Source organism: Acidisphaera sp. S103, assembly GCF_009765975.1.
Lineage (GTDB): Bacteria > Pseudomonadota > Alphaproteobacteria > Acetobacterales > Acetobacteraceae > Rhodopila.
The window spans coordinates 64,157-77,038 of the sequence record NZ_LMUJ01000048.1 but is presented as its reverse complement, the minus strand read 5'-3'; the positions used below and the strand labels follow the sequence as shown (position 1 = coordinate 77,038).

General features: G+C 64.6%; 12 protein-coding genes and 1 pseudogene. 5 read left to right on the top strand and 8 right to left on the bottom strand.

The window, feature by feature from the left end:
• Positions 1-1,167 (top strand): hydantoinase B/oxoprolinase family protein (locus GSQ89_RS12920; protein ID WP_174254858.1); only part of this gene is annotated, 1,167 nt, incomplete at its 5' end.
• 10 nt (positions 1,168-1,177) lie between these two features.
• Here GSQ89_RS12920 and GSQ89_RS12915 read toward each other — a convergent pair.
• Entirely contained in the window at positions 1,178-2,149 is a 972-nt protein-coding gene (locus GSQ89_RS12915; protein ID WP_158925714.1) for an ATP-dependent 6-phosphofructokinase, read from the bottom strand.
• Between the two features lie 91 nt (positions 2,150-2,240).
• Between GSQ89_RS12915 and GSQ89_RS12910 the strand changes: the two genes are divergently transcribed.
• From GSQ89_RS12910 to GSQ89_RS12900, 3 genes are all read left to right on the top strand, one after another.
• Positions 2,241-2,843: a glutathione S-transferase family protein gene (locus GSQ89_RS12910; protein WP_158925712.1), complete on the top strand. Its 603-nt coding sequence runs from the start codon at positions 2,241-2,243 to the stop codon at positions 2,841-2,843.
• 68 nt (positions 2,844-2,911) lie between these two features.
• The gene (locus tag GSQ89_RS12905) at positions 2,912-3,823 is read left to right on the top strand and encodes a DMT family transporter (RefSeq protein WP_158925710.1); all 912 of its coding nucleotides are present in this window, start codon (positions 2,912-2,914) and stop codon (positions 3,821-3,823) included.
• A gap of 102 nt (positions 3,824-3,925) precedes the next feature.
• Entirely contained in the window at positions 3,926-5,632 is a 1,707-nt protein-coding gene (locus GSQ89_RS12900) for a glutamine--tRNA ligase/YqeY domain fusion protein (protein ID WP_158925708.1), read from the top strand.
• A 44-nt stretch (positions 5,633-5,676) separates the two neighbouring features.
• Here GSQ89_RS12900 and GSQ89_RS12895 read toward each other — a convergent pair whose 3' ends face one another.
• Positions 5,677-6,303: a glutathione S-transferase family protein gene (locus GSQ89_RS12895; RefSeq protein ID WP_158925706.1), complete on the bottom strand. Its 627-nt coding sequence runs from the start codon at positions 6,301-6,303 to the stop codon at positions 5,677-5,679.
• Between the two features lie 90 nt (positions 6,304-6,393).
• Between GSQ89_RS12895 and GSQ89_RS12890 the strand changes: the two genes are divergently transcribed.
• Positions 6,394-7,164, top strand: a complete 771-nt coding sequence (locus GSQ89_RS12890; protein WP_158925704.1) for an exodeoxyribonuclease III — start codon at positions 6,394-6,396, stop codon at positions 7,162-7,164.
• A gap of 3 nt (positions 7,165-7,167) precedes the next feature.
• Here GSQ89_RS12890 and GSQ89_RS12885 read toward each other — a convergent pair whose 3' ends face one another.
• From GSQ89_RS12885 to GSQ89_RS12860, 6 genes and pseudogenes are all read right to left on the bottom strand, one after another.
• Positions 7,168-7,467 carry a YXWGXW repeat-containing protein gene (locus GSQ89_RS12885; RefSeq protein ID WP_216856142.1) on the bottom strand — a complete coding sequence of 100 codons (300 nt, stop codon included), beginning with the start codon at positions 7,465-7,467 and terminating at the stop codon, positions 7,168-7,170.
• Positions 7,468-7,607: 140 nt separating this feature from the next.
• Positions 7,608-8,279 (bottom strand): ABC transporter ATP-binding protein, encoded by a 672-nt coding sequence (locus tag GSQ89_RS12880; RefSeq protein ID WP_158925700.1) that lies wholly within the window; start codon positions 8,277-8,279, stop codon positions 7,608-7,610.
• Positions 8,272-9,525, bottom strand: coding sequence for a lipoprotein-releasing ABC transporter permease subunit (locus GSQ89_RS12875; protein ID WP_158925698.1), 1,254 nt, complete (start codon positions 9,523-9,525; stop codon positions 8,272-8,274). The genes GSQ89_RS12880 and GSQ89_RS12875 overlap by 8 nt, the downstream gene beginning before the upstream one ends.
• Positions 9,526-9,687: 162 nt before the next feature.
• A complete protein-coding gene (gene proS / locus GSQ89_RS12870; protein ID WP_158925696.1) occupies positions 9,688-11,007 on the bottom strand; it encodes a proline--tRNA ligase in 1,320 nt (439 codons plus the stop codon).
• 410 nt (positions 11,008-11,417) lie between these two features.
• Positions 11,418-11,678: a DUF1467 family protein gene (locus tag GSQ89_RS12865; RefSeq protein WP_158925694.1), complete on the bottom strand. Its 261-nt coding sequence runs from the start codon at positions 11,676-11,678 to the stop codon at positions 11,418-11,420.
• 5 nt (positions 11,679-11,683) lie between these two features.
• A pseudogene (locus GSQ89_RS12860) lies at positions 11,684-12,882 on the bottom strand (ribonuclease J); the annotation flags it as partial.

Here is a 12,882-nt window from a genome sequence, read left to right as displayed (position 1 = left end):
CACGCCGATATCGGCGGGATTACGCCCGGCTCGACACCGCCGATGTCGCGAACGTTAGAGGAAGAAGGCGTCGTGATCGACGACTTCCTGCTGGTGGATGGCGGACATTTCCGGGAAGCCGAATTCCGCGCGTTGTTAAGCGGCGCGAAATACCCGGCGCGCAGCCCGGCCGTGAACGTGGCGGACATCAAGGCCCAGGTCGCCGCGAATGAGAAGGGTGTGCAGGAACTGCAACGAGTCGTCGGGCAATTCGGCTGGCCGGTAGTCAGCGCGTATATGCGCCACGTCATGGACAATGCCGAAGAATCGGTTCGCCGTGTCATCGAACGCCTTGGTTCCGGTCGTTTCAACTACAAGATGGATAATGGACGCGACTTGTGTGTCTCTATCAGTGTCGATCGGGAAAACCGGTGTGCTACCGTGGATTTTACCGGCACAGGACCGCAGCACGAGGGTAATTTCAATTCGCCACCGGCGGTAACCCGAGCGGCTGTGTTGTATGTGTTTCGGTGTTTGGTGGGGGATGATATTCCGCTGAACGATGGGTGCCTGAAGCCGCTGACGCTGATCATTCCGCCCGGAACGTTTCTGTCCCCGAACCCGGGTGCGGCGGTCGTCGCCGGCAACACCGAGGTGTCCCAGGCCACCTGCAATGCCATCTTCGGCGCATTGGGTGTCATTGCCTGTTCGCAAGCGACAATGAACAACTTCTTGTTCGGCGACGCCACCCGCCAATACTATGAAACGATCTGCGGCGGCACCGGCGCGGGGCCGGGGTTCGACGGGACCTCGGCGATCCAGACGCATATGACCAACACGCGCATGACCGACCCGGAGATCCTGGAGTTGCGCTATCCGGTGCGGCAGGAATTGTTCGCCATTCGCCGGGGCTCCGGCGGCGACGGCAAGTGGTCCGGCGGCGACGGAGCGGTGCGGCGCATCCGCTTCCTGGAGCCGATGACGGCGGTGATCGTTTCGTCCCGGCGAGTGGTGGCGCCGTTCGGTCTGGACGGTGGTGCGGACGGGGCGGCGGGCCTGCAATGGGTGGAACGGGCGGATGGGTCGCGCGATGTGCTGACCGGGACGGACCGGGCGGAACTGGTGCCGGGGGATGTGTTTGTGATCCAGACGCCGGGTGGCGGTGGGTATGGGCAGGCTGGATCGTAAGCCGGACTGATTACTTTGCCAGGATGCGGGCAAGTTCCAGCAGTTCGGTGTCCACCGGCTTGATGCGTCCGACGATATCGGGGAGCGGGGTCAATGTCACCTCGTTCTTTTGCCAGCCGACGACGACGCCGGTGTCGCCGTTGGCCAGGGCCTTGACGGCGTTCACGCCTAGCCGCGTCGCCAAGATGCGATCGAAGGCGCTTGGCGGGGCACCGCGCACGACGTGCCCGAGCGTGGTGGTGCGTAGCTCGAAACCTGTCCTTTGCTTATCGGCGTCGAAATACGATAGTATTTTCGTGCTATTTTCCTTGACGCCTTCGGCGATGACCACGATCGCATGGGTTTTGCCGCGTTCGTAGGCGGCGCGCAGGCGCTGCGCGATTTCGCTCGCCGGGACCTCGAACTCCGGCGTCGAAATGACTTCCGCGCCGCCGGCGAGGCCCGCCATGATCGCCAGGTAGCCGCAGTCCCGTCCCATGGTTTCGACCAGAAAGGCGCGATTGTGCGAGGAACCGGTGGTGCGCAGGTGGTCGATCGCCTCCAGCGTGACGTTGATGGCGGTATCGCAGCCGATGGAAATGTCGGTTCCCAACAGGTCGTTATCGATGGTGGAGGCGATACCGACGACGTGGATGCCAAGCTGGCTGAGCATGTAGGACCCGGTTTGGGAACCGTTGCCGCCAATCACCACGACACCGTCGATGCCGCGTTGTGCGAGGTTGCGCAGCGCCTTGGAACGACCGCTCTCCTGGCGGAATTCGGCTGACCTGGCACTGCCTAGAAACGTGCCGCCGACCTGAATAATGCCGCCGACGTCGCGCGCGCTGAGTTGCCGAAATTGGCCGTCGACCAGACCCTGCCAGCCCTGTCGCACACCGTAGACCGTCATGTCCTGATCGAGCGCGCTGCGCGTGACCGCTCGGATGGCCGCGTTCATGCCGGGGGCGTCACCGCCACTTGTCAGTACCGCGATGTGCTTCATGGGGTCGAGATTATGAGTGTGTGTGCAGGAAGTCGATGGAAACCGACGTTCCGGCGTTGACCGGCTTCGCGTCCGGCGATCAGATTACGTCATGACACTGATCATCTATGGATCGCCGCGTTCCCGGACGCTTCGGGTTCTCTGGGCCGCGGCCGAACTCGGGATCGACTACGAGCATGTGCCGCTCGCGGCCGACGATCCTGCGTTGCGGCAGACGGCGTTTCTGCAAATTAATCCGGCCGGGACGATCCCGGCGATTGTCGATGACGGCTTCGCGCTGTCCGAGTCTCTCGCCATCAATCTGTATCTCGCCAAGAAATACGGTGGGACGGCGGCGCTGTATCCGTCCGATGCGCGGGGCGAGGCCGAAGTCTGGCGCTGGACGTTGTGGGCGCAGGCGCATCTGGAGCCTTGGGTCCAGCAGGACGCCAGGCTCGCCGCGCTACGTTCGATGATCGAAGAGCAGGCTCGGGAGGCCGTGGATCTGGCGCTGGGTCTGCTTGATCGCACGCTGGCCGAACGGCACTGGTTGGTCGGGACGCACTTCACGGTCAGTGACCTGAATGTCGCGACGGTGCTATCGCCGTCGCGAGTGCGGTTGTTGGACATGACGCCGTATCCGAACGTCGATGCGTGGTTGCGGCGTTGCTATGGCCGTCCGGCCGCCGTTGCGACGCGGGAGCGCTTTGGGTAGGGGAGCGAAGCCCGCGATTTGTGCGATGATGACACAATGTCGTCCGAATCATCCCGCTATAAGCCGGCATGCTTCCCGACAATCCACTCCGGGCGATTTTACTGGCGGTCGGCGCGACCGTGCTGTTCAGCTCCTCCGACACGATCGCGAAATACCTCAGTGGTGGGCTGCCGATCATCGAGTTCATCTGGATCCGCTACGTCGTCTTTCTGCTCATGGCGCTGTGCTTGGTTGGGCAGGCGCCGAGCCGCTCGGTACGGCCGCGCAACCCGGGGCTTCAGGTCATCCGCGGGCTGTGCGTCGCGGGATCGTCAGTGCTGTTCGTCTATGGCGTGCGTCAAATGACCATGGCGCAGGCGACGACCATTAGTTTCCTGTCGCCGCTGCTGGTTACGATCCTGTCGATCCCGCTGTTGGGCGAACGTGTTGGCCCGCGCCGGTGGGCCGCGGTCGCGGCCGGTATCCTGGGGATGCTGGTCGTTGTCCGCCCGGGTCTGAGCGGCTTCCAGCCGGCCGCGCTGTTCGGCGTCGCGAGTTCATCCTGCTGGGCCCTGGCACTGATCATCACCCGCAAGATCAGCGGTTCCGACACACCGCAGACCACGGTCTTGTGGTCGGCCGGGATCGGCACCGCGGTGCTGACCGTGATGCTGCCGTTCGCGGTGGCGTGGCCGACCCTGAAGCAACTCGGATTGGCGCTGCTGATGGGGGTGGTGGCATCGGGGGGCCAGTGGCTGGTTATCCTGGCGCACCGGCTGGCACCGGCGTCCTTGCTGGCGCCGTTCTTCTACAGCCAATTGCTTTGGTCGGCCGGCCTGGGGTTCCTGGTCTTCACCAATCTGCTGGATCAATGGACCCTGGTTGGGGCCGGCATCATCATCGCCAGCGGCCTCTACACCGCGCACCGGGAACGGGTGCGCGCCCAAATGGCTCGCGTGGCGTCGGCACATAAGGTCGCCAAACCGCAGCCAGTTGTGTAGTGAGTGGCCGCCATTCGCGCCGGGCGATCAGATTTGCCGGACAGGATGCACATATAGCGATGTCCACCCGACCGTGGCGGCGGTGGATCTGGAGTCGGAGGCATGGTGGATACCGAGACGAAATCGACCGAGGTTGGACGCGACTTCATCCGTGACATCGTGCAGGCGGATCTGGACGCCGGCCGCGCCCAAAATGTGGTCACGCGCTTCCCGCCGGAGCCGAACGGCTTCCTGCATCTGGGGCATGCCAAGTCGATCTGCCTGAATTTCGGCATCGCCCGCGAACTCGGCGGCACCTGCCACCTGCGCTTCGACGACACCAACCCAGTGAAGGAGGAGCAGCTTTTCGCCGATTCCATTCAGCGCGACGTGCGCTGGCTGGGCTTCGACTGGGGCGAACATCTCCATTACGCCTCCGACTACTTCGAGCAGCTTTACGAATGGGCCGAACACCTGATCCGCACCGGCAACGCGTATGTCGACGACACGCCGCCCGAGGCGATGCGGTCCCAGCGCGGCACCCTGACCGAACCCGGCCAGAACAGCCCGTTCCGCTACCGTTCGGTCGAGGAGAACCTCGACCTGTTCCGCCGCATGCGGGCAGGCGAATTCCCCAACGGCGCCCGCGTGCTGCGCGCCAAGATCGACATGGCGTCGGGCAACATGAACCTGCGCGATCCTGTGCTGTACCGCATCCTGCACGCGCATCACCCGCGCACCGGCGACGCCTGGTCGATCTATCCGACATACGATTTCGCCCACGGCCAGTCGGACGCCATCGAGCACATCACCCACAGTGTCTGCACGCTGGAGTTCGAGGATCACCGCCCACTGTACGACTGGCTGATCGAGCACCTGCCGGTGCCCTCGCGGCCCCACCAGTACGAATTCGCCCGCCTGAACGTCAGCTACACCGTGCTGTCCAAGCGTCATCTGACCCGGCTGGTCGCCGAAAAGCACGTGACCGGGTGGGATGACCCGCGCATGCCGACGATCGCCGGAATCAGGCGGCGCGGCGTTCCGGCAGCGGCGCTGCGGGAGTTCATCAGCCGCGTGGGGGTCGCGCGCGCTTACAGCACCGTGGATGTCGCCATGCTGGATTCGGCGATCCGCGACACGCTGAACCCGATCGCGCCACGCCGGATGGCCGTGTTGCGACCCTTGAAGCTGATCATCGAGAACTACCCGGAAGGCCAGACGGAAACGCTGGAAGCCCGCAACCATCCGGACAATCCCGACGCCGGCGTGCGCCCATTGACGTTCGGACGGGAACTGTATGTCGAGCAGGACGACTTCATGGAGACGCCCCCCAAGAAGTTCTACCGCCTGTCGCCGGGCAAGGAAGTCCGGCTGCGCTACGGCTACTTCGTGACCTGCCGGGAAGCGGTGAAGGATGCGGCCGGCACCGTCGTCGCCCTACGCTGCACCTACGATCCGGCATCGAAAGGCGGCGACTCGCCGGATGGCCGCAAAGTGCAGGCGACCCTGCACTGGGTGGCTGCCGCCGACGCGGTGCCGGCCGAGGTCCGGCTGTATTCCCATCTATTCAACCGCCCTGACCCCGGCGCCGATGGCGATGCGCTGGCCGACCTCAACCCCGAATCGCTGGACGTATTGAGCGGTTGCCTGGTGGAGCCGGCGTTGGCCTCGGCCGCGGTTGGCGAAGCGGTGCAGTTCGAGCGGACCGGATATTTCGCGCTCGATCCGGACTCACGGCCGGATCGGCTGGTCTTCAATCGCACGGTCGGGCTGCGCGATACCTGGGCGAAGATACAGGGGGCGAAAGTGCAGGCAAACACCAAGACGTAGGCCGCCGCGACCCTCGGGCATGACCCGAGAGTCGCTTCCGGCGGTCAGCTCAGCGCCACTTCGAAGCCCCGGATGGTCGCGGGACGGGCCATGATCGTCTCATACCAGCGCTTTACATTGGGGAATTGCGCCAGGTCGATCTTGTGGCGCTCATGCCGCCATGCCCACCCCAGGATGGCGAAATCGGCGATGGAGACCTCATCCGCCACGTATTCGTGCTGTGCCAGACGCCGGTCCAACACGCCGTACAACCGAGCGGTCTCCTTGGAATAGCGCTCCAGGCCGTAACGCTGGTCCTGGGGGTTTTCCACCTGGAGGAAATGATGCACCTGGCCAGGCATCGGACCGAATCCGCCCATCTGCCACATCAGCCACTCCAGCACCGGCACCTGCTTGCGCGGGTCCGCCGGGTAGAATTTTCCGGTTTTCTGGCCGAGGTAGATCAGGATCGCGCCCGACTCGAACACGCTGATGGGCGCGCCGCCCGGCCCATCCGGATCGATGATCGCGGGGATGCGGTTGTTCGGGCTGATCTTCAGGAAGTCCGGCGCGAACTGCTCGTTTTTGGAGATGTTGACCGGATGCACACTGTACGGCAGGCCCATCTCCTCCAGCGCGACGCTGATCTTGCGGCCATTGGGGGTGTTCCAGGTATAGAGTTCGATTGGCATATTCCGCCCTTGGTTGAGGTTTCGCCGCACAGTGACCACAAGCGCGATTTGGGGCAAGAGACACACGCCCGCCCAATGGAGTGAGACCACGTGAAGATCGCGACATGGAACGTCAACTCGATCCGCCAGCGGGAAAGCCACGTGCAACGCTGGCTGGAGAAGACCCGGCCGGATGTCCTGTTCCTGCAGGAGATCAAGTGCGAGACCACCGCCTTCCCGTCACTGCCGTTCCACGGTTTGGGCTACGCGGCCGAGGTGGTCGGACAAAAATCGTATAACGGTGTCGCCGTTCTAGCCCGGGTGCCCTTCACCGTGGTGCATCGGGCGTTGCCTGGCCTGCCGGAAGACGACGCGCAGGCGCGCTATATCGAGGTCGAGGTGGCCGGCATCACCCTGATCGGCATTTACCTGCCCAACGGCAACTCCCGCGGCGATGAGGGTTTTGCGTACAAGCTGGCCTGGATGGACCGGTTGGCCGAACGTGCCCAGACGCTGCTGGATGCCGACAAGCCGTTCGTCATCACCGGCGACTTCAACGTGTGCCCGACGGATGAGGACTACGCGCCCGGTGCCCTGTCGCCAACCGATGCCCTGGTCCGGCCGGAATCCCGATCCGCGTATCGCCGGATGATCTGGATGGGCCTGACCGACGCCGTTCGCGCGGTCCACCCGCATGGGCCGGTCTACACGTTCTGGGACTACCAGGGGGGCGCCTGGCAGCGCGACGTTGGCCTACGGATCGACCACGCCCTGCTATCGCCCGCCCTGGCGGAGCGGCTGGTTTCAGCCGACCCCGACAGGAATGAGCGCGATCAGACCCAACCGTCGGATCATGTTCCCGTGGTCACCACGCTGAATTGAGCGTCACTCCCAATGCGCCGGCACCCAGACGTAGTGGCCGACATCGGGACCCCACCGCCAATGGCCGTTGACGTAGTGGCCGTAGTGCGGCCGGCGCTCGACGTAATGGCCGGCTCTCCACACATAGGTGGCGCCGTCCCAGTGCCAGTGACCAGGCTCCCAGACCACGCGCGGACCGGGCGCGGGCGGCACGACTTCGACGCGTGGCGGCGGAATAGGCGCGTAATTTGGCGGCGGTGGTTGCGCGCTGGCACTTCCGATACCGATCAGAAAAACGGTTGCTCCAGCAACAAGCCACTTCATAGACACCTCCTCAAAGGCATGGGTATGACGCATTCTGGGGTATGCACCAGCGTCAGGCAACTCACATCAGGTCGTGTTGACGCCGTCTCCTACCTCATTGTCCACGGCGTCAGTCCGAGCCTTCCGATCCAGTCCCGCGCCTAAACCAGCCGCCCATCCCGCAACGTCACCGTCCGGTCCATCCGAGCCGCCAGCTCGGGGTTATGCGTCGCGACCAGCGCCGCCACCCCCTGATCCCGCACGATCGCCAGCAATTCGACAAACACCGCTTCGGCCGTCGCCACATCCAGGTTGCCCGTCGGCTCATCCGCCAGCAGCAATTTCGGCCCATTCGCCAAAGCTCGGGCGATGGCCACCCGCTGCTGCTCGCCGCCCGACAACTTACCCGGCAGGTGACCCAATCGCGCGGCCAGTCCGAACGTGGTCAGCAGCGCCTTGGCGCGCTCGGCGGCGGCCCGCCGAGACCGGCCGGCGATCATCTGCGGCAGCACGATGTTCTCCAGCGCGGAGAACTCCGGCAGCAGATGGTGGAACTGATACACGAAGCCGATCGTGTCGCGCCTGATCGCGGTGCGAGCGGCATCGGGCAGTCCGCCAACGTCGCGGCCCTCGATCAGCACCGATCCGCCATCGGGACGATCCAGCAGCCCGGCCACATGCAGCAGCGTTGACTTGCCGGCCCCCGAGGGCGCCACCAGCGCAACGATCTCACCGGCCCGCACCGTCAGGTCGGCGCCGCGCAGTACCGGCAATTCCCCCGCGTCGCCGCGATACGTGCGGGACACGGCGCGCAACACCAGCGGATCACTCATGGCGCAGCGCTTCCACCGGATCGGTCCTGGCCGCGCGCCAACTGGGATACAGCGTCGCCAGCAGAGACAAGATCAACCCCAACGCCACCACCCGGCCGACATCCGCCCAATCAATGGTGTTCGGCAACTCGGTCAACATGAACACCGAGGCATCGAACACCTGCCCGCCCGTCACATGCTCGATGAAATGCTGGATCGGGACGATGTAGTGGCAGAACACCACGCCGATGATCGTGCCGATGACGGTGCCCGCGACGCCGACGAACGCGCCGCACATCAGGAAGATGCGCAGCACGGCGAAACTGCCGGCGCCGATGGTGCGCAGCACGGCGATGTCGGCCCGCTTGTCCTTCACCAGCATGATCAGCGAGGACACCACGTTGAACGCGGCCACCAGCACGATCATGCCCAGCACGATGAACATCGTGTCCTTCTGCACCTGCAGCACGCCGATGATGGTGTCGTTGGCATGCCGCCAGTCGCGCGCGTACACCTGTCGTCCCTCCAGCAGCGGCGCCAGCGCTCGGCCCATCGTGTTGACCTGGTCGGGGTCGTGCAGCCTGATTTCCACGCCTGTGACGGCGTTGGGCTTCTGGAAGAATATCTGCGCCGCCGGCAGAGGCAGGAACACCACGCTGTTGTTGTAGTCGCTCAGTCCGGCGTCGAAGATCGCCACCACCTTGTAGGCGCGCACCCGCGGGATGGTGCCGAACGCGGTCGCCGCGCCCTCCGGCGAGATGATCGTCAGCGAGTCACCGATCCGCAACCGATAGGTGCTGGCCAGCCCGACACCGACGACCAGCGCGTCGTCGCCGGTGAAATCGGCCAGGCTGCCGGCGATGATATGGTCGCTGATCGGATGCAGCGCCTTCAGGTCGTCCAGGGTGATGCCGCGCACCAGCCCGCCTCGGGCGCCGCCGTTGTCGGTGCTGAGCAGCGCCTGCCCGTCCAGCACCGGCGTGGCGGAGGCAACGTCCTTCATCCCGCGGATCTGCGCCAGCAGAGGCTGGTAGTTGTCCAGCCGCTGCCCGGCATAGGCCTCGACGGTGATATGGCCGTTCACCCCCAGGATGCGTGAGACGAGTTCGACTTGGAAGCCGCTCATGACCGAGGTCACGACGATTAGCGTCGCCACTCCCAGCGCGATGCCGACCAGGGAGAAGGTGGCGATGATGGAAACGAACCGCTCGCCCTTGCGCGCGCGCAGATAGCGGCCGGCCACCATGCGTTCGAACGGACCGAACATTCAGGGGCGGTCCGTGGTAGTGGGCACGTCGCGATCGTCATGGCCGGGCATGTCCCGGCCATCTTCGCACCGGCCGATGAAGCGCGGATGGCCGGGACTCGCCCGGCCATGACGGACAGGGTGTGTCCGATCCCACCCGCGACGGTCGAAAATCATCCCCACCTAACCGATCCGGCTCAACGCTTCCTCCGGCGTAACCTCCACCCGTTCACCCGTCGCCCGGCGTTTCAGCTCCACCGTCCCCGCCGCGGCGCCACGGGGTCCGACGACGATCTGCCACGGATGCCCCATCAGGTCGGCATCGGCGAACTTCGCGCCCGCCCGGTCCGCGCGGTCATCGTAAAGCGCCGCATCCCCGAGCGCCGCATACAGCCGCTCGCACAGCGCGTCACACGCCGCGTCGCCGATTTTCAGGTTCAGGATCGCCGCCTTGAACGGTGCGACGGCGTCCGGCCAGATGATACCGGCGTCGTCATGGCTGGCCTCGATCACCGCGCCGACCAGGCGGGACACGCCGACGCCGTAGCTGCCCATCTCCGGATGCACCGGCTTGCCGTCCGGCCCGGCCACAACCGCGCCCATCGACTTCGTGTATTTGGTGCCGAAGTAGAAGATGTGGCCGACCTCGATGCCACGCCCCTCGCGCTTGCGCTCCGCCGACACACTGTCCCACCGAGCGGTGTCATGCTTTTCGTCCGTCGCGGCGTAATGCGTGGTCATTTCCGTGAAAAACCGAGCTAGGTCGTCCGGCTTCTCAGGGCTGAAACCGCTGGCATTGGACGACAGGTAGTCGATCTCCTCAAAAGCCGCGTCGTAGTAGACTTGGCTCTCCCCGGTGGGTGCCAGGATGATGAACTCGTGGCTCAGGTCGCCGCCGATCGGGCCGGTATCGGCCTCCATCGGGATCGCCTTCAGCCCGATGCGCTGGAATGTGCGCATATAGGCCAGCATCATCTTCCGGTAGCTGACCACCGCGCCGTCATGATCCAGGTCGAAGGAATAGGCGTCCTTCATCAGGAATTCGCGGCCGCGCATCACCCCGAACCGAGGCCGCACCTCGTCACGGAACTTCCACTGGATGTGGTAAAGGATCTGCGGCAGCTCCCGATAGCTGCGGACCGATTGGCGGAACAGGTCGGTGACCATCTCCTCATTAGTCGGGCCGTACAGCATCTCCCGGTCATGGCGATCGGTGATCCGCAGCATCTCCTTGCCGTAATCCTCATACCGCCCGCTTTCCCGCCACAGTTCGGCCGGCTGGACCGTCGGCATCAGGATTTCCTGCGCGCCCACGGCGTTCTGCTCTTCCCGCACGATCCGCTCGATATTGCGCAGCACGCGCAGGCCCAGCGGCAGCCAGGCGTAGATACCGGCCGATGTCTGCCGCACCAGCCCGGCCCGCAGCATCAGCCGGTGGGAGGCGATTTGTGCCTCACTGGGCGTTTCCTTCAGCGTGGGGATAAAGCCGCGGGACAGGCGCATCGGGATCGGGTTCCGTTCAAGGTTCAGCCAGCGGAGGGTCGTAACGCGTTTAGCGGAAACAGGCTACCGCGCTATGCGGGCATTATCTTCGGCGTCATGCGAAGCAGAGCAAGTAATTGGTGGTAAGACAAATGCTGCGACGCACAATGAAGTAAGTGAATCAGTAGGAATTGAAAGTTTGGTGCGCTGCACAATGGTTCTACGCAATAAACTTCGCGACAACCCTTGAAAACTTGACAATATCACGTGACAGCGCCTGTGACTTTGAGTAACTAGGCGGAGGCAGCATACCAGCGGGTAGGCAGGCCAGGTTTGGGGAGAAAACGCCATCTGCCCGGAAGGCCGAGGACACGTTCCTCCGCCTTCCGAGGCGGGGTAGGCGCCTAAAAAATCATAAAAATCAAAGTTGATCAGTCTTCCGGTTCGGCGAAATAGCCGTGCCGGAAACTGACGTAGTCACTGCGGATCAGCAAGTAACTGCCGGTCCACAATACACATGTAATGATCGTGGTAACGATAACTTTGCGCAGTAGTCCCGGCCGCTCCGGCGCGCCGCGCCAGCCGCTGACAGTGTCCGCCTTCACCACCGGCTTGGTGCCGAACGGCAGCACCGCGAACAGCGCTGTCCACCAGATCATGATGAACAAGACCATACCCGTGAACCAGTTCATCGATCCTAGACCCTGATCAGATGCACATCGACCATCGGCCGCTTGCCTAGTTTGCGGCCCAGGGTTCGCCGTAACGCCGACCTGGCCGCGTCCTGCAGCGCCGCATCGTCGCGCCGCAGGTTGGCGGGAAGATCAAGCAGCGAGTCGGCGAAATCGTCGGTCACCCGGTCAGTGTCGGGATCTTCCGGGTCCAGCAACCCGGGGGCACTGATCTTTGGTCGCCCACGCACGTTGCCGGACTGATCCACGGCCACGCTGGCGACGACGATGCCGTTGAACAACATGCGCCGCCTCGCCGCCATCACCTCACCCTTCAGCGGCACCAGCCGCGTGCCGTCCAGCACCAGCCGCCCGACCGGGGCACTGTCGGTGATGGCGGGCCGGCCGGGGTACAGCGTGATGATGTCGCCGTCTTCCATCATGAACGGTGTCGCACCGGCCTCCCGAGCCAGTTCGGCATGCGCGGACAGATGCCGCCACTCGCCGTGCACCGGGATGGAATAACGCGGCTTCACCAGCCGGTACATCCGCCGCAGCTCATCCCGAGCGGGGTGGCCGGAAACGTGGACCAGGTGGTCGTCGTCGGTCATCAGCCGGACGCCGCGGCGGACCAGGTTGTCCTGCACGGTGCCGATCGCGCGTTCGTTGCCGGGGATCATGCGGGAGGAATAAATGACGGTGTCGCCTTCCCCCAGCGAGACGCGCGGATGGTCGTCGCGGGCGATGCGGGACAGCGCGCTGCGTGCCTCACCCTGACTGCCGGTGATCAGCATCAGCAGGTTGTCGTCGGCGACGTCGTCGATGTCGTCCTCGGTCAGGAACGGCGACAGCGTCTTCAGGTAGCCGCACTCGCGGGCGGCGGCGTCGATGTTGCGCATCGATCGGCCGACGATGGCGACGCTGCGACCGGCGTCACGCGCGGCCAGGGCGATGGATTCCATACGCGCCACGTTGCTGGCGAAGCAGGTGACGGCGACCCGTCCGGTCAGGTCACGGATCAACGCCGACAGCGTGCGGCGGACGTCGAGTTCGCTGCCGGAGTGGCCCTCGACCATCGCGTTGGTGGAATCGCAGACGATCGCCAATACGCCCTTGTTGCCGATTTCGGTCAGCGCGGCCTCATCGGTCGGCGGCCCCAGCAGCGGATTGGCGTCCAGTTTCCAGTCGCCGGTGTGCAGTACCGTGCCGGCCGGCGTGTCGATCA